The 19,085-nt window shown below is 61.9% G+C and carries 18 protein-coding genes; 10 read left to right on the top strand and 8 right to left on the bottom strand.

Annotated features, from left to right (window positions below; all coding sequences use genetic code 11):
* Window positions 1-260: 260 nt before the first annotated feature.
* Window positions 261-1,169 carry an EamA family transporter gene (locus NG1_RS08315; RefSeq protein WP_245659833.1) on the top strand — a complete coding sequence of 303 codons (909 nt, stop codon included), beginning with the start codon at window positions 261-263 and terminating at the stop codon, window positions 1,167-1,169.
* A gap of 24 nt (window positions 1,170-1,193) precedes the next feature.
* On the opposite strand, the gene NG1_RS08310 is transcribed toward NG1_RS08315, so the two are convergent.
* On the bottom strand, window positions 1,194-2,072 hold the full coding sequence (locus NG1_RS08310; RefSeq protein ID WP_062969465.1) for a helix-turn-helix transcriptional regulator: 879 nt from the start codon (window positions 2,070-2,072) through the stop codon (window positions 1,194-1,196).
* A gap of 101 nt (window positions 2,073-2,173) precedes the next feature.
* On the opposite strand from NG1_RS08310, the gene NG1_RS08305 reads away from it, so the two are divergent.
* Window positions 2,174-2,923: an SDR family oxidoreductase gene (locus tag NG1_RS08305; protein WP_062969597.1), complete on the top strand. Its 750-nt coding sequence runs from the start codon at window positions 2,174-2,176 to the stop codon at window positions 2,921-2,923.
* Window positions 2,924-3,106: 183 nt separating this feature from the next.
* Here the strand turns inward: NG1_RS08305 and NG1_RS08300 are convergent, their stop codons facing one another.
* Entirely contained in the window at window positions 3,107-3,997 is an 891-nt protein-coding gene (locus NG1_RS08300; protein ID WP_063910292.1) for a phosphotransferase, read from the bottom strand.
* Between the two features lie 504 nt (window positions 3,998-4,501).
* Here NG1_RS08300 and NG1_RS08295 point away from each other — a divergent pair.
* From NG1_RS08295 to NG1_RS36505, 4 genes are all read left to right on the top strand, one after another.
* Complete coding sequence (locus NG1_RS08295; RefSeq protein ID WP_062969463.1) at window positions 4,502-5,191, top strand: DUF899 domain-containing protein; 690 nt, start codon at window positions 4,502-4,504, stop codon at window positions 5,189-5,191.
* Window positions 5,192-5,727: 536 nt separating this feature from the next.
* Window positions 5,728-6,111 carry a type II toxin-antitoxin system RelE/ParE family toxin gene (locus NG1_RS08290; RefSeq protein WP_062969462.1) on the top strand — a complete coding sequence of 128 codons (384 nt, stop codon included), beginning with the start codon at window positions 5,728-5,730 and terminating at the stop codon, window positions 6,109-6,111.
* On the top strand, window positions 6,108-6,449 hold the full coding sequence (locus tag NG1_RS08285; RefSeq protein WP_062969461.1) for a helix-turn-helix domain-containing protein: 342 nt from the start codon (window positions 6,108-6,110) through the stop codon (window positions 6,447-6,449). Before NG1_RS08290 ends, NG1_RS08285 begins: the two co-directional genes overlap by 4 nt.
* A gap of 584 nt (window positions 6,450-7,033) precedes the next feature.
* Window positions 7,034-7,378, top strand: a complete 345-nt coding sequence (locus NG1_RS36505) for a helix-turn-helix domain-containing protein (protein WP_157113926.1) — start codon at window positions 7,034-7,036, stop codon at window positions 7,376-7,378.
* On the opposite strand, the gene NG1_RS08275 is transcribed toward NG1_RS36505, so the two are convergent.
* Complete coding sequence (locus NG1_RS08275) at window positions 7,335-8,816, bottom strand: serine/threonine-protein kinase (protein ID WP_063910291.1); 1,482 nt, start codon at window positions 8,814-8,816, stop codon at window positions 7,335-7,337. The genes NG1_RS36505 and NG1_RS08275 overlap by 44 nt on opposite strands.
* Before the next feature lie 1,061 nt (window positions 8,817-9,877).
* Between NG1_RS08275 and NG1_RS08270 the strand changes: the two genes are divergently transcribed.
* A complete protein-coding gene (locus NG1_RS08270) occupies window positions 9,878-10,744 on the top strand; it encodes a macro domain-containing protein (protein WP_210750388.1) in 867 nt (288 codons plus the stop codon).
* A complete protein-coding gene (locus NG1_RS35305; protein WP_084498780.1) occupies window positions 10,741-11,190 on the top strand; it encodes an HIT family protein in 450 nt (149 codons plus the stop codon). The genes NG1_RS08270 and NG1_RS35305 overlap by 4 nt, the downstream gene beginning before the upstream one ends.
* 21 nt (window positions 11,191-11,211) lie before the next feature.
* Here the strand turns inward: NG1_RS35305 and NG1_RS08265 are convergent, their stop codons facing one another.
* Window positions 11,212-11,727, bottom strand: a complete 516-nt coding sequence (locus NG1_RS08265; RefSeq protein ID WP_062969459.1) for a TIR domain-containing protein — start codon at window positions 11,725-11,727, stop codon at window positions 11,212-11,214.
* A gap of 390 nt (window positions 11,728-12,117) precedes the next feature.
* Between NG1_RS08265 and NG1_RS08260 the strand changes: the two genes are divergently transcribed.
* Both NG1_RS08260 and NG1_RS08255 read left to right on the top strand, forming a co-directional pair.
* Complete coding sequence (locus NG1_RS08260) at window positions 12,118-12,504, top strand: hypothetical protein (protein WP_062969458.1); 387 nt, start codon at window positions 12,118-12,120, stop codon at window positions 12,502-12,504.
* A 149-nt stretch (window positions 12,505-12,653) separates the two neighbouring features.
* On the top strand, window positions 12,654-12,983 hold the full coding sequence (locus NG1_RS08255) for a histone-like nucleoid-structuring protein Lsr2 (RefSeq protein WP_062969457.1): 330 nt from the start codon (window positions 12,654-12,656) through the stop codon (window positions 12,981-12,983).
* A gap of 1,670 nt (window positions 12,984-14,653) precedes the next feature.
* Here the strand turns inward: NG1_RS08255 and NG1_RS36500 are convergent.
* The 4 genes from NG1_RS36500 to NG1_RS08245 form a co-directional block, all read right to left on the bottom strand.
* On the bottom strand, window positions 14,654-14,869 hold the full coding sequence (locus tag NG1_RS36500) for a hypothetical protein (RefSeq protein ID WP_157113925.1): 216 nt from the start codon (window positions 14,867-14,869) through the stop codon (window positions 14,654-14,656).
* A gap of 294 nt (window positions 14,870-15,163) precedes the next feature.
* Entirely contained in the window at window positions 15,164-15,694 is a 531-nt protein-coding gene (locus NG1_RS36495; RefSeq protein ID WP_157113924.1) for a hypothetical protein, read from the bottom strand.
* 328 nt (window positions 15,695-16,022) lie between these two features.
* A complete protein-coding gene (locus NG1_RS35300) occupies window positions 16,023-17,513 on the bottom strand; it encodes a beta/alpha barrel domain-containing protein (protein ID WP_169812342.1) in 1,491 nt (496 codons plus the stop codon).
* A 965-nt stretch (window positions 17,514-18,478) separates the two neighbouring features.
* A complete protein-coding gene (locus tag NG1_RS08245; RefSeq protein ID WP_157113923.1) occupies window positions 18,479-18,793 on the bottom strand; it encodes a hypothetical protein in 315 nt (104 codons plus the stop codon).
* Window positions 18,794-19,085 lie beyond the last annotated feature (292 nt).

Raw genomic sequence — 19,085 nt, 5'->3', positions numbered from 1 at the left:
CCGCGCGGCTTCGGCGGGGCGCGAACCGCGGAATTCGGCTCGCACCGGCGCACCGAGATCCGTCGGCGCGTGTGCTCCTCGGTAGCTCGCTCGGACGGGCCTGTTCCGTCGTGTCCGACGCGGGGCGACAACGACCGCACCGCAGCCGCTCATCTCACCGGCGGCGTGCGACCGGGCCCCCGTGCCGCCTGACGATCGTGTCGTCCCCTCGTGGTTGTGTGTCCCGAGGGTCTTCCCCATGGAGCGACGGAGGTGCTGGTGTGGTAGCGATCGACTTCGAACGGATGGTGCGCGGCGCGAGGCCGTTGTCGGTGCGACGCAGGGTCGCCGCGCAGGGGCTCGGTGGTGTGCCGCCGACGGCGCTGGTGCTGGCGGGCATCGTCAGCGTGCAGGTGGGCGCGGCAGTGGCCACGCAGCTGTTCGCGGCGACCGGAGCGGCCGGGGCGGTCATGCTGAGGCTGGTCTTCGCCGGGATCGTCCTGCTGGTGATCTGGCGTTCGTCGCTACGGGTGGGGCGTGGTGCGCTGCCGGTCGTGCTCGGGTACGGGGCGGTGCTCGCGCTGATGAACCTCTCGTTCTACGAGGCGATCGACCGAATCCCCCTCGGCATGGCGGTGACCATCGAGTTCCTGGGGCCGCTCACCGTCGCGCTGGCCGGATCGCGGCGCTGGATCGACCCGCTATGGGCAGTGCTGGCCGGGGCCGGGGTGCTGCTGCTGACCCGTGCGGACGGGGACGTGGACTGGGTGGGGGTGATGTTCGCGCTGGCCGCGGCGGCGTGCTGGGCGGGTTACATCTTGCTCAGCGCCGCGCTCGGCGAACGGACCAGCGGCGGGGGCGGGCTGGCGCTCGCCATGGCATTCGGCGGGTTGGTGATGCTGCCGGTCGGCGTGATCGATGCGGGCGCCGCGCTGTTGCAGCCCGCCGTGCTCGCCGCGGGATTCGCGGTCGCGATGTTGTCATCGGTGTTGCCGTACTCGGTGGAGCTGGAAGCGCTGCGGCGGATTCCACCCCGCGTGTTCGGTGTGCTGATGAGCTTGGAGCCCGCGGTCGCGGCGATCGCGGGCTTGGTCGTCCTCGGTCAGGTCATGAACCTCGGACAGTGGGCGGGCGTCGGGTGTGTGGTGGCGGCGTCGGCGGGGGCGGCACGGACCGAAACGAACGATTGACTCGGCCGATCGCGCCGTACTCGCTCAGCGCTGTGGCCGAGACGCACCGGCATCACGGCGCTCGGCACCGGTCGTAATCCCGTCGTTCGCGATCAAGCTGCCGAGCAGGGCCAGCGATCGCTCCGAAGGCGATCCCGGTTCCGCGTGGTAGGCGATGAGTATCTGGCCCGGCGCGCCGTTGACGCTGAGCGTCTCGTAGGACAACGTGAGGTCCCCGACCATGGGGTTGCGGAAGTGTTTGACACCCGCGGTCTTCACCCGGACGTCGTGGCGCGCCCACAGTTGCCGGAATTCCTCGCTCTTCAGCGAAAGCTCCCCGACCAGCTCGGTCAATCGCGGATCGTCCAGGTCCGCACCCGCGGTCGCCCGCAGGCTGGCCACCGTATCGGCCGCGATGGTCGGCCAGTCACCGTAGAGATCGCGCGCCTCGGGATCGAGAAAGACCATGCGCACCTGATTGACGCCCGGCACCGAGCACGAATTGACGGCGGCGGCCAGCGGATTCGCCGCCAGGACGTCCAGGTATCTGCCGAGCACCACCGCGGGCGTATGCGGCCACGCCTCCATCAGGCGCAGTAGCCCCGGCGCCACCCGTTCGGGCCGTCGCGGCGCCCGCGATCGGGCGGCCGTCGGCCGCGCCAACGCACGCAGATGCGCCGTGCCCTCCTCGTCCAGCGCGAACACGCGCGCCAGCGCGGTGATGACCTGTTCGGAGGGGTGCCGGTCGCGTCCCTGTTCCAGCCGTACGTAATAGTCGGCGCTCACCCCCGCGAGCAGGGCGATCTCCTCCCGGCGCAGTCCCGCGACCCGCCGCTGGCCACCACCGGACATCCCGAAATCCTCCGGCCGCACCAGCTCGCGGCGCGCACGCAGGAAAGCGCCCAGTCGATTGTCGGAGTTCATGATCCGAGCCTAGGTGAGCCGACGTGAGCCCGGGTGGTCCCGCGACTACCAGGAAGACCGCAACCTGTCAGGCGGCCGCGCGGGCGCGCAACGTTGTGGACATGACGAACAACATCACCGGCCGCGTCGCGGTCGTCACCGGAGCATCCAGTGGAATCGGCGCAGCGACCGCGCGGCAGCTCGCGCGGGGCGGCGCGAAGGTCGCCCTGCTGGGCAGGCGCAAGGATCGCATCGAAGAACTCGCCGCCGAGATCGGCGGGGACGCGCTCGCGGTGGTCGCCGACGTCGCCGACCAGCAGTCCATGCGAGACGCCGCGGCCACCGTGCGGGCGGCATTCGGTTCCGTCGACCTGGTCGTCGCGAACGCGGGCGTCATGCTCGCCGCGCCGTTCGAGTCCGCGCTCACCGACGAGTGGGACCAGATGGTCGGCACCAACATCACGGGCCTGCTCTACACCGCGAGAGCGTTCATCGACGACCTGCTCGCGGCCGCGGAACAGGGCGGGCAAGCGGATCTGGTGCTGGTCGGCTCGATCGGCGGCCACACGGTCTTCCCCAACTACGCCGTCTACACCGCCACCAAGGCCGCGGTCGCGCACCTGACCCGCAACTTGCGCGCCGAATTCGGGCCGCGCGGCGTGCGGGTCAAGAACATCGAACCCGGCTTCGTCGGCACCGAACTCGGCGCGGGGATGCAGGACGAACAACAGCGCGCCGGGCTGGAGCAGTGGCGCACGGCGATCGAGATCCTGGAACCGCGCGACATCGCCGACGCGATCGCCTATGCGGTCGGCGTACCACAGCACGTCAATATCGCCGAACTCGTCGTCGTCCCGACTCAGCAAGGCTGATCACCGACCCATCGCTACCGTCCGGCGGCGTGGCCCCGGTACCGCGACGCGCCCGGCCGAGGACGCCTCGGCGATCGCCGAGATGGGGTAACTCGGCCGGGTACGGCGCGCACCTGGGCACGTCCCCGAGATCCCTGCCTGCCATCCGTTTCAGAGATGACGGGTCGCGGCGCGGCGGGCGGACTATTCGAGTTTCGCCCACTCGGGCCACGGCCGCATGCCCTCGTCGCCGCGGATGTAAGCGAGGCGGCGCATCGCCTGCCGCTGATAGGTGGGGTCGACGGTGGCGGCGCGCATCGACTGCAACGCCATCCGGAACTCCTGGATGTCGCGCAGCAGGTAGAAGCCGTCCCAGCGCATCACGTCGCGGCCGTACCCGGCGCAGAATTCGGCGTACTGCGAAGCGGTTAGCTCGCCCGCGGTCCAGCACTCGATCGCCGTGTGCACCAGGTCCCACTCGGGCGGGCCGATCATCGCCTGCCCCAAGCCGACCAGGATGACGTCGCCGTCGTCGCCGACCACCACGCCGTCCTCCCAGCCGCCACCCTGGACCACCGACCACGGCAGGCCCTTCGGCAGCGCCTTCCAGCGGCCGCGCAGTTCCTCCAAGTGTTTGCCCAGCCAGCGCCGGTCGTCCTCGGTCACCGTGTGCGCGGCGGCGATCTCCTCCTCCACCCGGGCCAGGGGCGACATCCGGCGTAGTTCGAACCCCGGCGGTGGTAGCCGGTGCAGTTGTCCCAGCGCCCTGGCGACCTCACCGGGCGTGCCTGGGTGATGCGGCGGCAGCTCCTGCCAGAAGGTCACCGGGCGTCCGTCGACCACTACCGGCTGCGGAATGTCCGCGACGACGCGCGCCGCGGACACCCCGCAGGTTTCCAGCCATCGCGCGACCGCGACTTCCCGCCCGGTCGCGAGTTTCTGTCCCCGCTCGCCGATCCGCACGACGATCCCGCCGCGCAACCGGTAGACCCCTTGCGACCCCACCGGTTCGGCATCGCTCGCATCTATCCCGACGCTCACACAGGCGGCACGCAGGATCGACCGCATCCCGTTACCCGCGATTCCCGCAGTCATGTCAGCCTCCCAAGCCCCCCACTCCCATCTCGGGAGAAGTTGCGAATCTCGGCTTCGAGCTTCATGGCAGCCATCCAGATACCGGGGGGCAAACACCCCATTTTCCCTGCTCAGTGGACATTACCCCGGCAATTCCACCGCAGTCAGCAACCAAACAGAATCCGCCCGTTTTCCCCGATTTGCCGTTTTCCGGCCGCAACCCAACCCGGCACCTTCGCTGCCTTCACGCCCCGGAACGATGCCGGGCGCATACATGCCGAGGCATGTATGCCCAGGCCGGATCATGACCGGGATCGGTAGAGCCGACTCCGATCGAGGAAGTAGCCGCGAATGGTTCGCGCGCCTTCCGCACGGCAAGGCGGCCCAGCTCGAGTCGAGGGGATCACATGACCGAAGGGATGGCGGCAAAGGCGAGAGTAAGTAGCCGGTCACCGATGAGTTCCGCGAGCGGGCGGGGTCTACACCTACAGCCCTCGAGCTATGAACCCGGACAGGGAGGACCCTATGAGCACGCAAGCACTGCCACCCGTTGTCGACACCGATACCTGGAAGCGCGAACTCGATGCGCTGCGCGTCCGGGAGAAGGCCGCCACCAGGGAACTCGATGCGATCGCCGCTCAGCGCCGCCGCCTGCCGATGGTCGAGATGCCCGGCTACACCCTCGAGGGCGAGGAGGGACCGGTCCGGCTGGCCGACCTCTTCGGCGGTATGTCGCAGCTGATCGTCTACAACCACATGTGGTTTCCGGGCGAGCAGTGGCAGTGCGGCGGCTGCACGGGATTCACCTCGCAATTCACCCGGCTGGAGTTCCTGAACAATTACGACGCCCGGTTCGTCATCGTCACCCAAGGCCCGATCCAAGAAGCACTCGCCTACAAGCGGCGGGTCGGAAACAAGATGGCCTGGTACTCCACCGCGAACAGCTCCTTCGGCGCCGACGTCGGCGCACCGCCCGGCGCAGGGTTCGCGGTCAACGTATTCCTCCGCGACGGCGACACCGTCTACCGCACCTGGCACACCAACGGCCGCGGCACCGAACAACTCAGCCACTCCTTCGCCCTGATCGACCTACTGCCCTACGGCAGGCAGAAGGAATGGCAGGACTCCCCCGACGGCTGGCCACAATCCCCCACCTACAGCCGGTGGAGCAGTTCCCAGGACATCGCCGCAACCTACGGCGAGCCGAATGGGTGAGTGACTGGTGAGCGCCTCACGAAACCACCGAAAACGGGGGTCCGGGGGCGGAGCCCGCCCGCCGGGCGGGGCGTGGGGGTTGTACCTCGACAGAACACAGCTCCACCAAAAGGCGAGCGCTCTCCACGAGCACTCGCCTCCTATTGTGGACATGGCGGGAACTTACTCGAACCGGACCGATCTATTGGAGGACTTCGCTGACCTGCAGAAACGGATCGAGGGAATCGGACTGCGCAGGTCATTGCAATCCCGCAGGAGCACGTCTGACGGCCGGAAGAAGCAACTGGCCCCAAGAGACTCGGGCGATCGTGGCCAGGTACGAAGCAGGCGCGTCCATGGCTCAGTTGAAGGTGGAGCACCACTTGGCCAAACGAACAGTGGCCGAGGTGCTACGGGAGGCCGCAGTGACGATTCGGCCGAGGGCCTGGCAGTACCGCTGAGGGTGCGGATTTCTGCAACCACGATCCGGCAAATGGACAACTGGCGTCGAACAGGCGCCTTGCCATATGTCGTCGACGACATATACTGTTGGTGCCGTGAGCGAACTGTTCACCATCGAGATCGAGCCCGAGGTACGGGACTGGCTGGAAGCGCTGCCGGCCAAACACTTCCTCAAGATCGACGAATACGTCGGCCTGCTCGCCGCGCAAGCAGAGTCGCTGGGCGAACCCTGCGCCCGATATGTTGGCGACGGTGTCCGCGAGCTACGCCCAACACTGGATGGCGCAGCCATCCGCATCACCTACTGGCTCGCACCTGGACGACGAGCCGTCCTGCTGACGGTGTTCCGCAAGACTCGTATGCGAGAAGACGCCGAGGTCAAACGTGCGAAACTCGCACAACAGACCTGCCAAGCCGAACATGAGGCGGCCCATCAAGAATTCATCCGCACGATCGAGAAGGGAGAACTGGACCGATGAGCCACGCACGCTGGAAAACCCTTTGGGAACGCAAACTCGCCGAAGGACACACCGAACCCGAAGATGTCACCGAGGCCCGCCGCGAAATCCGGCTCTCCATGGCACTAGCCAAAGCCGTCTACGACCGCCGCACCGAACTCGGCCTCACCCAGGCCGACCTCGCCGAACGCGCCGGCCTGACCCAAGCCAAAATCTCGCGCATCGAAGGCTCCGACACCGTGCCAACCCTCCCCCTCCTCACCAAACTCGCCGACGCCCTCGACGCCACCCTCAACATCGCCCTCGATGCCGACGACACCCGAGTCAATTTCACCAGTCACCACACCGATGCGGCGTGAATTAAGCATCCCGTACGTTTCCAGCTCACCGCGCGAGGCCACCGACGTTGCCGGCTTGTCGGCGGAGGACTCGGCGCAACCCAGCGACGCAGACACCGCCCCCGGCCGAGACAGCAATACCTGACTACGCGCAACGCCGCTGCCGCGTATCCGGCGGTTTCGCCGGTGTGCTCGGCCGCCTGTTCGACTGCCTGAGCCGCGGTCCATGCCAGCGCGCCATACCCGCGCACCCGCACGCGATCGCGGTATCGAACGCCACCGACGCAAGGATGTTCCACGCGGTCACCCGGTTGGCCTCCGACGCGGCAGCGGTGTGCTGGTAGCTCTCGGCGATCAGCGGCGCCAGCATCGGCCCGAGCGCCACGAAGTCATACGCGAGACGAGTTCGGCCATTCCGCGCAGCCTCGGCGAGTTCACTCAGTAGGCGCGGCCGCGCCAGTCGTGGGCAGCGTGACCGGCCATCCACAACGCCGCCTCGATATCGGCTATGCAGGCGTGGAAAGCCACAGCCGATGGGTCGACCTGTTCGAGCGGATGCCCGCATAAAAAAGCCCTCCACCTGCGTAAACAGGTGGAGGGCCCGAGTGGACCTTGCGGGAAACTACTCGAAACAAGCCGCGCTGCTGGAACGCCTGGTCAAGCTGTCTGAGCGAGTGGGACGAGGGGGGCGATCAGCCTCCAGCGCGCCCGAGCCACCACGGCTTGTCGGCCGCAAGAAGCACCTGACCGCCGAGGAGACTGCGACGATCGTGGCTAAGTACGAAGCTGGCGTGTCGATGGCTCAGCTCAAGGCGGAGCACCACATGGCCAAGCGGACGGTGGCGAAAGTGCTGCGGGAGGCGGGGGTGACGGTGCGACCAAAAGGCGGACAGCGCCGCAGGGCCGTCATTGCCTCCGCCAACTCCCGTCGATTGGGTGTTCAGGCATGAGTGAGGGCGTATGCAGCGCACCTGCGTACGCCTGTGCAAACCAATTCGCCCAGTGGCCGACCAATTCATCTAGATCGTCAACTTCGATCCGGGTGAACGGCCACGCAACCTGGTACTTCGCCATCCCAGCTCCTACTGCCTGCGCCGACTCCTCCCCAGGGTCGAGCGCGAACGGATTCTGGCGCCCCCGCATAGGGACCACGGGCGAGATCATGAACGCGCATTCGAACCAGCCGAACTGGCCTGCGTTGTGGATATCTCCAAACCAGAGGGAGTGTGAGCGTCCTTCGTAGTCGGACTGATCAGGCGGAATGCGCAGGTTTATGGAGGCACATGCCAGCACATCGAACACGGGATGGACCCAGCCGCCCCACGCATTGTCCACGTTCCGGTTCAAACCCGAAAAACGCAACGTCGCCTCACCGAACCGGACTGACCAGCCTCCATCTGCCGAGGCGGACAGTGCAGCCGCAGAAGTCACAGTGGCGATGGCGTCGCGGAACCCTGTCGAAATCCGCGTATAGCTCTTCGTTGCGCTGGTGATCAGAGCGTTTCGCCGTTCGCGTTCGCTTATAGCTTCGGACTGCTGGCGCGATTCAGCTGACCGCCGCCTGACCTCGGCCTTGTTTGCTTCTTCAAGCCGCGCAAGGCCGCCACCCGCAGCGTTCGCCTTCGCAATGTACCGATCGAGCCGTTGACGGAAATTCGCTGGCGCCGGGCGTGCTGCGGGGGCCTTGTACAGACACTCATCGATCAACGCTGCCAGCCCCGCTGGCGCCATCGGCAGATCAGGTACCTCGCCATGGAGATGCTGCTCCCGCAAATCTTCCAACGAGGGGCCTGGGAACGGACGGTGTCCGACGATCATCTCGAAGGCCATGATCCCCAGCGCGTACATGTCGGTGGCGATCGTGGCACGCTCATTGCGCCATTGCTCTGGCGCAGCATAGTGCGGCGTCTTCGAGTACTTCCGCGTGTCCGAAGCTGTTGACGCCTCGGCATAGCGGGAGATCCCGAAGTCGGCGAGACACCAAGCGCCGTCGTAGAACAGGATGTTGTCGGGCTTGAGATCGCGATGCACGACCTTGCCGGCAAGATCTACCAGCGCATCGCAAACGTCGCTGGTCACGGTCACTGCTTCGTCCAGCGGAAGCGGTGATTCCTGAGCGAGGCGGCTTCGGAGCGAGCGTTCGGCCCGGGGCATCACCAACACCCAGTAGTCACCGTGCTCGCCGGAATCGAGAATCGGTATCACATTGCGAACACCGTCGGGGTTCGCGAAGAGCAGTTCCCGTTGTGCACCAGGAACCTTCGGCACCAACTTGATGACTGCTTCCCAGCCGTCACCCACCGCCAGGTATACGTGCCCGAAGCCACCTTCTCCGATCCGTTCCCCTACAAGCCAGTCCGTAGACAGCTGTACCTGCTGGCCCTCCACCCATCGACTCCCAGACTCGTTACCGGCTTAACAGCAAGCTGGCGAGACGCATGAGTGAGCCGCCCCGCCTCTAACAAGAGGGTAGTCGAGCCGTCCAACAAGACGCCCGGTTCCAGCGCCGGAAGCAGCCGGTGACTTTGCCGCCATTTACTGGCTTTCATGAAGCGGGTGAACAGGTCGATACGACTACACAAGAGGTCGTCTTTGAACACGCCTCCGCCTGACCGGCGTCACGGCTCTCGCAAGCGTTTCATGACCACTGGGGCGCAGCAAGCGGCACAGCACGCGGAGTGCCTCGGTGCGGCTTGCCTCCACCTGCGCTACCCGCGTAACTGTCTCTGGAAGACGGAGAGCGAGGGCGACAGTGGCACCGGATGTCAGCATTAGGTGTCCGCCGGTTACTAGCCATGGCACACGTCCCACGAGAACCGTAGCCACTATGGCTTGACTGATCACGGTGAACCCCAAGACCGTTAGAACCCACACACCCAACAAGGTCAATCGCCTGCCGACCGCCTGGAACAAACGGAAAGCCTCGCTGTCGCTCCTCGGGGTGGCATCTGAAGTGTCTACGTTCCCAGGGATCATCACTTGTCGCCTCTGCCTCTCTTGAAAGTCCGAGCACGCTTGCGAATCGGGACGATTCCGAGTTTGGCACAGACCAAATGCCCCGGGCATTTGTGACTGACCTTCGTTTCTTGTTTACTGCTCAGTACTGGCACTGTCGTGCAAAAATACGAAGCGCGACTGTTGCATTTTCCGAAAGGATTACCGACCGGTAGGTCGGTATCTAATGTATCTACGCGGCGTTAGCATGACGAAAAATCAAACTTGCGATACTCTACAATCGTGGAGGTAGGCGGTGATGCAGGGCGGCGAGTAATCACCCGTAATTTCCGCACTGTGACCAACGCCAGTCAAAACCCAACACGATTTCGGGTGTCAAGCAGCGCTGCGCTAGAATCCAGATGAGCAGAGGGTCGCTGACCCGACTAATTACTTTGGGCAAGGAGATGTTCGATCGTCACTGAAAGCGTCTGGTATGACCAGCGAGGTGCGTGGTGCAGTTGATATCGCAATATGCCGCGCAACTTCAGCGATTGAGATTCTGGAAACAGTTCGCTCGCAGCTTCTTTGCTGCTGTCGGCCTGATGTCGTTCACGATCGGCCTGTTTGGTCTACTTTATCCCGAATTTTTCAAGGCCAGGTGGTGGATCGCGATTGCCGTGGCTGCGGTAGCGCTACTATGGGCCGCCTGGGTTGAGAGGCCGCAAACACCTGCGCAGAGGTACTCGTTCAACGGGTCTATCCGATTAGTTATTGGCGACCTATTCGAACAGGACGACGCCAACGTTCTCATCGGAATGTCGTCGACCTTCGACACTGACGTCACTGGGGGGATTATATCCCGCAATAGTATACAGGGTCAGTTTTTGGAAAGGGTCTATGGCGGTTCTGTTCAAAATCTCGATAGGGAGCTCGGCGCGGAACTGTCAGCCTCTGCAGGCCCTGTTGGCACCATTCTCAAGCCGGGTAAGCAAGACATATACCCCCTCGGCACTGTTGCAACATTGTCGACTACCAATGGAAAGAAGTATTTCTGTGTCGCATATACCAATATGGATTCTCATAACGTAGCGCACGGTTCGATCCAAGGCGTCCTTGACAGTCTTAACGCGGTTTGGGATGAATGCGACCGAAGAGGAAACGGCGCGCCAATATGCACGCCCATGATAGGTCAAGGGCTTGCGCGGATCCCCGAGTTGACGCCAGAGATTTCCATCCGGCTTATCGCCTTTTCGTTCTTGCTCCGATCGCGGAGGAGGCGGTTCTCAAGCGAACTACGGATCGTGCTAACAAAGGAAGGGGCGAGTCAAATCAATATGCAGGAGTTTCAAGCGTTTCTCGCATCGGTAGCGCAGTTATGACAGAGTCGAACCTTAATGTGCCGAAGACTGAGCGGTGCGCGTTTTGTGATTACCTGAGTGGCCGTCGCCCATTCACTATCCTCTGCCGGTCCGAAAAAATAGCGATCCTTGTCACTCGTGAGCAAAGAGGAATCGGACACGTCATTGTAATACCAGTACGCCATGTTCCGACATTACTTGAGCTAGATGCGACGGAGCGCCACGCTCTCATAGATGCTGTAGCAGCCGTTGCCAGTGCAATCGACAACGCTTTTGAGCGGCCTGGCATTGCCGTGTGGCAAAACAATGGAACGGCTGCACACCAGACTATTCCGCATGCCCACTTCCATGTTGCAGGCACGTTGCCAGGTAGAAGTACAGAGTTCGGGGATGTCCCCGAACTCTCAGTTGAGGAGACCGACCGGATTGCCGCTCAAATCAGGGAGGTATCCGACAATTTGTGCTAACTGATCAGCCTACGGCCATCACTAGAGACCGAGGGACTGATAGACCGAATCTTTGTAATTATACGGACCGGACTCTGTGTGATTACCGAAGTCGGCCGCGTAATGGTCGAGGGCGTACATGATGATACTCGGTTGAAAGGTTACCGACATGGTATAGTAGTCGACATCGAGCAGTGGATCAGGAATTATCGTGCGGTCGACCTTGCGATAACGGGTGTCTTTGATGTTGGCGACAACCACTGGCAATTCGAACTCGACAATCAAGTCGATCTCATGAGCGAGAAATGATACGCCGTCGCCCCCCTTCTTTTTCGCTTGCGCGCTACCGAGCAAAACAACCTGTTTCGCGTTCTTCATTCGTTGCCGGAGATTTCTTTTTATTGTCTCGGGCTTGCTCGTGTCCAGAGACATATAGAGATCGTGGGCGTCATAGAAGTCGAAGTCTATGTGGTCGTTGTCTCGCCAAGCTTCCATCATTCGGTAGCAGCTGATATTCTCGCTCGCGAATGCGACATACGTCTTGTTGCGGTAGCTCATTTGACCTCTCGGTGCGCATATTTGTAAAATTCCTCAGAAGCCCGCTCGGTCTCGTTCGCGTGACGACAAGAGTCTTTGGATACTACTGAGGTCATCCGGCCTGGTTACCTCGCGGAAGCTTACACTCCAGCATAGCAACCGAGATCCGAATGCGTTAACAATAGAAGAGTAACCGGCCAGTGGACCGGGTGTTGCTTAAACCAGAAATTGCCAATCCCAGCCACAGAACACGCTGAAACAAACCGAAAGATTAGGGGTCACACCACCCCGTTGCACTTGCCTGAATATGCAGCGGTGGAACCGTCGCTGCTGCGATAGCTTCGGGGGTGGGCGCCACGTTGGACGCCGACTGATACAAGCTGACCTGATCGCCGCTCATGTGGACGACACATGATCTCGGTTCGAGACCTGGCCAGCAAGGCGCGGGTGATCCATGCGGGCACAGTCCAAGTCGACGGCACCTGCGGCATGATCGACATTGCTGGCAAAGGCGCTCGGCGCGATGACATCATCAGCTACTCGCTGCCGTTCGACGCCTCGGACCAGGTCCATGATTTCGAGAATGTGTCCGGCGATCGGTTCGGGATCATCCCGATGATTGCGGTGCCGACCGTATTGTTCGACGGTGACAGCTTGACCCACGAGACGTCGGGCCGGTTGAGCGAGCAGCACATCCCACACGCCTGGCGGGTCTCGCGGGCCAATCGCACTGTCGTCACCCGTGATCCGGTGACTGGGTACGTAATCAAGTGGAAAGCTACCGGCACGATGACCTGATCGCCGTCCGCTCGCTGGTGCGGCTGCCCGCGGGCGTCACCGTCTAGGAGTCGTGCGGTGAGTTACTGCATGTCGCGTGCAGGAGCCCTCTCGGTCACCGTCTACGCTTGCCTGTTCCGGCAGTCTGACAAACATGAAGGGGTAAGTACGTGGCAAGGAAGGTCACCGTCGAGCTGGTCGACGACTACGACGGCAAGTCCAAGGCCGAGGAGACCGTCGTCTTCGGACTCGACGGCACGGCCTACGAGATCGACCTGTCCGTCCTGAACGCCAGCGCGCTCCGCGGGTTCTTCGAGCAGTGGAAGCCACATGCCCGCAAGGTGGGACGTATCCCCAAGGGCAAGAGCGTGGCCCGGCCGGCGACAAGCCGCGAGCAGACCCAGGCGATCCGTGAGTGGGCCCGTCAGAACGGCTACGAAGTTTCCAGCCGCGGACGGATTCAGGCGGACGTCATCGAGGCGTATCACAAGGCGAACTAGGATTCCCGCAGCTCCTAGGCGGCCATCGGTCCCAATCGTTTCGAGCGCGTAGACCTGAATGGCCGGTGCCAACGCTAACTTCGCTTGAGCGTTCGATCAATGAACGGATTGGGATGGTGGTACCCAAGCGCTTGCAGCATCGGGTTCATGTAGACCGAATCTGGAATCATCGTGTTGCGGTGCATCGAGTCCGGGATCATCGGATTCCGATACACCCCACCTGGCGGGTCGTAACTGGGGATGTGTGTACTCCGCGGCAACATCGGATTCAGGAAGTACGAGTCCGGCAGAAGCGGGTTTCGGTAGACCGGCTCCGGCGTCTGACCGGGCGGCGGTGTAAACGATGGGGCTGGAGGTCCTCCCAACCGCTGGGTACTGCTCACTGGTGACAGCTGAGGCTTTGCTGCACTGCATTGCGCGCAGGAGCATGTTGTCCCCCACCCTGCCGGTACATGGGGGTACCTGCGGCAGTAAGGAGACTGAGGTAGAACTCGCTGTGGCCCTGGTGGCATCGACGGCAGGCGCGGCGATCCGCACGACGGGCACTTCGTATCTGCAGGCCACCTCATGCTGCGATGTGTGTTGAGCTTCAGCGGCTCGACGATCACCGGTTGCGGTGTTGCATTTCGCGTTCCAGACGATGGGCGACCGTACCTCTGGACAATCGGTTTCGGTTCGTGATCCACCAAGTCCGCAATGGATGAGCGCGAGACTGATGCAGCGCCCATAGGTTGCGCGCGGTCGCGTACGTCCTGTGAGCATTGTGGGCAGTGGGTCCCTCCGCCGTAGGCGCCACACCTTGTGCACCGTTCGGTCGTGTCGGCGTGAGACGCCAGACCGAACCCCCGCCATAGGCGAATAGCGACGACGAGGAGCGCAACGGTGAGCGCTACAAGAAGGAGAGCCATGACCAAGTATCGGATATGGGGACGGTGCATTGCTCATGCCTGCGCGGGGATGCGGAAATATTGCGGTGCAAGCTCTCAAGGGATGCCGGTTTCGCGGGCCGCATCTCAGGCGCACCAAACGAATGCCAGTCATGGATCCACTGCTTCGCTTTGCGCGTTGGCCATAGACGCGACGCACAGTGATCTAACCGAAGGCGATCCCCGCGTCGTAGACCCACTCACCCGAACCCGACATGTACCACAGACATCGGGTAGCACGACACTGCGCGCCAGAGCGCTCGGTCCCACTTCGCACTGATCGCACCTGCTCCTAGAGCCTGCCTCCCTAAGTCAGGCGTAGGGCCAAGCCGTAACGATCAATGGGAGCCTATTGGGCACATTAGGCATGTCACTGCTGACCGAAGATGCCCAATTACTGGTGGCCCACCGGGCGCCACAACGCAGGCCCCCTACTGGCGCGGACGCCGCGGTGGGTTGATCCGCCGCTGCCTGCGCGTGTTCAGCGGGATAGACCCCGAACAATCCACAGCGACATTCTTCGTCGGCCTGTCACGAGCGACGCGACGGACGATCTTCACTTCGTGCGTCCAGCGTAGCGATGCCAACCCCCACACGGCCGCCATCTTGAACGCTGGTTCGACCAGCAGGTCTTTGTTTCGCGCACTCGCGCCCCAAGTTGCGACGACCTATAATCCCGAGCGCGGCCACACGAGCGGGTTACCACCCAGCTCGACGATGCGCGAGGTGAAATGGAGCGAGAATTCAACGCTCGGGAGGCAGCGTCTGCATCAGTTCATCATAGTAGTCGCGAGCGACTGCGGCGATGTCCGCATCATGGTCTTGACACAAGATACCAAGTAGCTTAAGCGCATAATCGCGATCCAGTTTCGCTAACTTGTCCGGTATGTAGTGAAGAGCCTCACCGCGCAGCATACGGTCCTCTGAAATTACAAACCCATGGAATGTCTGACGCGCCACGAGAGGGGATTCCTCGCAAATATCCCCCAGTGCTAGGCATCGTTGATTCTCAATCTCAGGATGAGAAAACCTATGACACTTCCGTCCGGTCTCGAACGCTTCCAATGGCCCAGGGCTCCGAATTCGATGCAAAGCCTCTAACGCGAACCGAAATAATTCGTCATCAGAAAAGCTTTCCAATTCAAAATTTAGCCCAGCGGCCCAGGGTGTGATATGATTATTCTGCCTATCGACCATTCATTCATGTACTGTACATGAATGTTATACCGTTCGCAACACGCTATCGCATGGAAGCTACAGGAGGCGCCGCCGCCATTCCGCTTCGATTGCCCGGATACGACGCTCTGTGAGGAATGAAGAGTCACCATATGCCTGTATCTTAGCGAATATTTGACGCAATTGATCACGCGGAGACAAACCATTATCTGATGCGATCCTCAGCAGGCCGCGCCGTCGCTTCGATTTATCAGCTTCACTGTATATTTCGCGGCCGTACACGCGGCCATGGAGATACTCCTCAGCGAACATTTCAGGTGCGCGATCGCCGGCCACCGCCAGCAGTTCGTCGGCCCATTTCACGCAATGTGATCGCATACGATCGAGGCGGCTCCGATCTCTCGCCTCATTTAGTTTGTCCACCGTCAGGGTGACGAACGAGAGCGCTTGGCGAACCCGTCCCACGGCCTTTGCTTGGCCATTGAGGGAGGCCAGTAGCCTATCACGGGTCCCAGCCTGCACATGACCTGCCGGTTCGCCGGGTGTCGCTACTACTTCGCCGGATGAAGCGGTGTCAGCATTAGGGTTCGGGGCCTCATCGGGACTCATTACGGGTCATCTTCCGAGCTGCTGCGATCTGGGCGGATATGGCAAAGGGGATGCCCGTTATGAGCGCTGCGGTCTCCTGTCCGCCACTAAGCGGGACACTCGCCCCGATAGCCATACCGTAGACACCCGCACCGAGAACGCCGAGTAGCACACACCAGAGGGTATAGGTCAAATAATCAACCGGGCCTAGGGTTCCACGGTAACGTAGGACGTCCAAAGTGACTACAAGCGCTGCCAGAATTACGGTGGAGCAACAAAGCGCGATCAGGCCGTACTCAACTGTCAACTGTGGAGCCCCTCCGCTGAATCTGCTAAATCCAGCTACAGGCTATACCACGGAAGAGCCGATCTCATAGAACCGATGACCACGCCGCGAGCTCCGCTTCTTCAATAAGCCAGCTTCCTCCATCTGATCCAGCACAGCGTAGGTGAGACTTGGTGCGACCGGCATTTCGGCGGCAAGAGCATACTTGTCCGTAGCCCCTTTCGCATGCTCAACGAGATCCAGGAGCGACCGAGTCAGCTTTTTCTTGATGCCCGGGTCATTCATTCCTGCGGTAAACGGGAGCGCTGTTCCGAAGGCCTCCACGCACTCGACCGCCAGTCGCGGGTTCGCGAACGATCCAGTTGCAGATTGAACGACCGTACATCCTGCGTCATACATCGCTTTGAACGATTCAGCGTTCGTCACTCCGCCCATTCCGATTATGTCGTAGTCGTAGCCGAGATCGACTTTCAGTGACGAGAGATTGCGCACGAACTCCAGTGCGTAGTTTGCAATCGCCCGTCCCGACAATCCCGCCTGCGGCCGACCAGGGAAGGTGTAGTCATTCGAGCTTGTGATAGCGCTAACTTGAAGTGTGTTGATTCCCGCTACCGCATCGATGTATCGCCCAATACTGCCTATGAGCTCCGCAAGCTTAGCCTTTGGGAGGTAGGCCAACTTAGCGATAATCTTCGTATCAGGATCTAGCCGCCTTCGGACAGCCTCGACAATATCGCGAGTCAGCTCGACGCTAAAGCATACAGGATCACGCATTCTGCGTTGCGAGATATCGAGCGAATTCGGGCACGAAAGATTAAGTTCAATCAGTTCGGCGCCCGCTTCCTCAGCATGCAGGGCAGCCTGAACGTAATCCTCGATCAGCGCACGGCGAGTACGCTCGCTATCCTGATAAATATCTCCGACGACACTTACTATGAGACACTGGTCGGAGCGTAAGAGCCGCTGCGCTTCCGCTATATCGGCCTTCCATTCGTCAGGATCCGAACTGGGCACCCCGAACGAATTGACTGTTGACACCCCTTTTCCCGCTGGCACCCACGAATCCGGGTCGGCAACAATGGTCCGACGGAATGGTGTTTCGACAGGAAAGGGTGTGTCTGCCTGAGGCGTCAGCACCCAGTTAGGCTTTTCGTACCCGGCATGACCGCGCGTCCGAACAGTCTTGTAGGTGAGGACGTTGAAGCCATGGCGCGCGTAGAAATACAGCCAGAATGAGTTGGCCGTAAGCGCCGAAGCCGGTACCCCAATCGGAAATCCAATCGAGCGACCCAGTAGCGACCACGTTTTGGCGGGCTCGGGGCTCGGCCGGCCTGTGATGAGGTCCGCCCATGGGAGTTGCACATTATCGAGATAGCTTAGCGCAACATTGTATACAGGCAGAACGATCCCATGCTCTGCAGCCAATCGATGCTGCGCCGAGAAGTACAAGATATCGGGAAGCGCCGACAGTTCGTCCTGCGGCAGCGCAGCGGCCTGATCACGTATGTGATCAAGCAGCCGCTCAGCGCGTTGAAGTCGGCTCTGATCTCGCACGTTATTGCGATAACACTGCCGGATTAGGTTGATGAGGGGCGGGTTTTGACCCAAAGTGCGCGCCACCCGACGGAGGCGTAGTTCCGTCGAAGGCTGACTGCCAGATGGGTCGCGAGGGCGCAGCTTATCCAGCTCGTCTTCATTACCAGTAGCGTCCATTAGTTACTCTCATCACCGTCGTGCGTGCCAACTTCGATCACTCGCCAGCCGGGCAGGCATATATGATCTCCGCGCAGCAGAACCCCCATCGATGTGACAGAGCACCGCATTTGAGTGGGCATCACGTGTCTCCTAGAGATCGTAGACCAAATAGGGGCCCGGAGCCAGGCTTGACGCTTCAGTATTTTGAATTGTGGTCGATAACAATGAGTGCTCACGGATTGCCGAATCCGGACTGGACGGTTCGGTAATTCCTAGTATTCTGCACTAACACCTAGTAGGCCCAGCTTCAGCCGCTGAGGTGCCGTCCTCCGATCTTCGTTGCTGCGGCCCGAACGGATTGTTTGAAGCGGGAGCGAAGTTTACTGGCAACAACCTTTGGGGTTCACAAAACCGACCGCATCACATGCTTAGCGACTGGAGACTTGCGCCAGTTAGCCGTGTCGGTCGATTACACCCAACCCCTCTGCCGTGCTCGAAGGGAAGCTCGCAAAGCGGCTGCCCGCAGCGTCTTTCCCTGCCGTCGCGATGGACCGCGACTCGCAGCGAGCGGAACACAACTGTTCCTCTGACCCTGACCAGCAGCGCCACGGCTACGCACCTGCGGTCATTCGCAATGCAGCGTGTGTCGTGCCGCTGGATCGTCACCGTCGCTGAAGCCGCTGATCTGCGGATCGAGGTTCGAGATAGCGCGTTGAAGAGTGAGCAGTCCTCGACCGCCGGCGACCGTCCGAGCCTGTGTCAACAGCTGGCGTGCTCGACTCTCATGTTGGGGTCCCGCGCTCGCAAGCGCTCTGGTGTGCTGGTTAGCGGTGCCAGGCCAGTTGTGCCGGGGCCCGGGCGACCAGTGTGGCGCAGGAATCGAGGTGGGCTAGTGCGGTGGCGGTGTCGCCGAGGGCGAGGGCAAGCCATGTGCGAGTTCGTCCAACGGGCCCGAGGAGAACCGCGGGCCATCCGCTGAGGACGAGCTCACCGTCGTGCGGGGTGAGCAGGTCGTCGGTGTGCCGGGCGATGTGCGTGATCTCGGTGGTGCGCTTGCTGGTTCGATATATGCTGCTGATCGTCTCGGCGACGAGAGCGAGCACCGGCACCGGCCAGCCATGCCGCGGTAGAGATTTCAAGTCATTCGCGCGCTCCATCAGGGCACAGAGCTGATCGATGACGGTCGCGATCAGGGATTCTCCCTCAAAATGGTCCGACCCTGCGCGTGCTGCGGCATCGTTGAGTCGGACGCTCAGCATCCTCAGCTCGATGGGTGGTGTGAAACCATAGACCCCAATGGCATTCGGTGGGAACGTCGCACGCGACGTCGGGCAGGTCGCTCGGGTTCGCCTCCGCGAGCACCGCCGTCGCCATGGTGGCGCCGTCAGGGCCCGAGACGTCGCCGGACAGCACCATGGTCGCCTTGTGTGC

Origin of the sequence: Nocardia gamkensis NBRC 108242, from assembly GCF_001612985.1 — a bacterium.
Classification (GTDB): domain Bacteria; phylum Actinomycetota; class Actinomycetes; order Mycobacteriales; family Mycobacteriaceae; genus Nocardia; species Nocardia gamkensis.
Note: the sequence above shows the minus strand (reverse complement) of the source record. Positions and strands in the feature narration are given on the sequence as shown.

Bases quoted from the DNA above. Each gene is read 5' to 3' on its own strand.
- NG1_RS08265 (WP_062969459.1), bottom strand. From the start codon at position 11,727: ATGAGCTACCGCAACAAGACGTATGTCGCATTCGCGAGCGAGAATATC.
- NG1_RS08305 (WP_062969597.1), top strand. From the start codon at position 2,174: ATGACGAACAACATCACCGGCCGCGTCGCGGTCGTCACCGGAGCATCC.
- NG1_RS08260 (WP_062969458.1), top strand. From the start codon at position 12,118: ATGATCTCGGTTCGAGACCTGGCCAGCAAGGCGCGGGTGATCCATGCG.
- NG1_RS08300 (WP_063910292.1), bottom strand. From the start codon at position 3,997: ATGACTGCGGGAATCGCGGGTAACGGGATGCGGTCGATCCTGCGTGCC.
- NG1_RS36495 (WP_157113924.1), bottom strand. From the start codon at position 15,694: ATGAGTCCCGATGAGGCCCCGAACCCTAATGCTGACACCGCTTCATCC.
- NG1_RS08310 (WP_062969465.1), bottom strand. From the start codon at position 2,072: ATGAACTCCGACAATCGACTGGGCGCTTTCCTGCGTGCGCGCCGCGAG.
- NG1_RS08285 (WP_062969461.1), top strand. From the start codon at position 6,108: ATGAGCCACGCACGCTGGAAAACCCTTTGGGAACGCAAACTCGCCGAA.
- NG1_RS35305 (WP_084498780.1), top strand. From the start codon at position 10,741: ATGACAGAGTCGAACCTTAATGTGCCGAAGACTGAGCGGTGCGCGTTT.
- NG1_RS08295 (WP_062969463.1), top strand. From the start codon at position 4,502: ATGAGCACGCAAGCACTGCCACCCGTTGTCGACACCGATACCTGGAAG.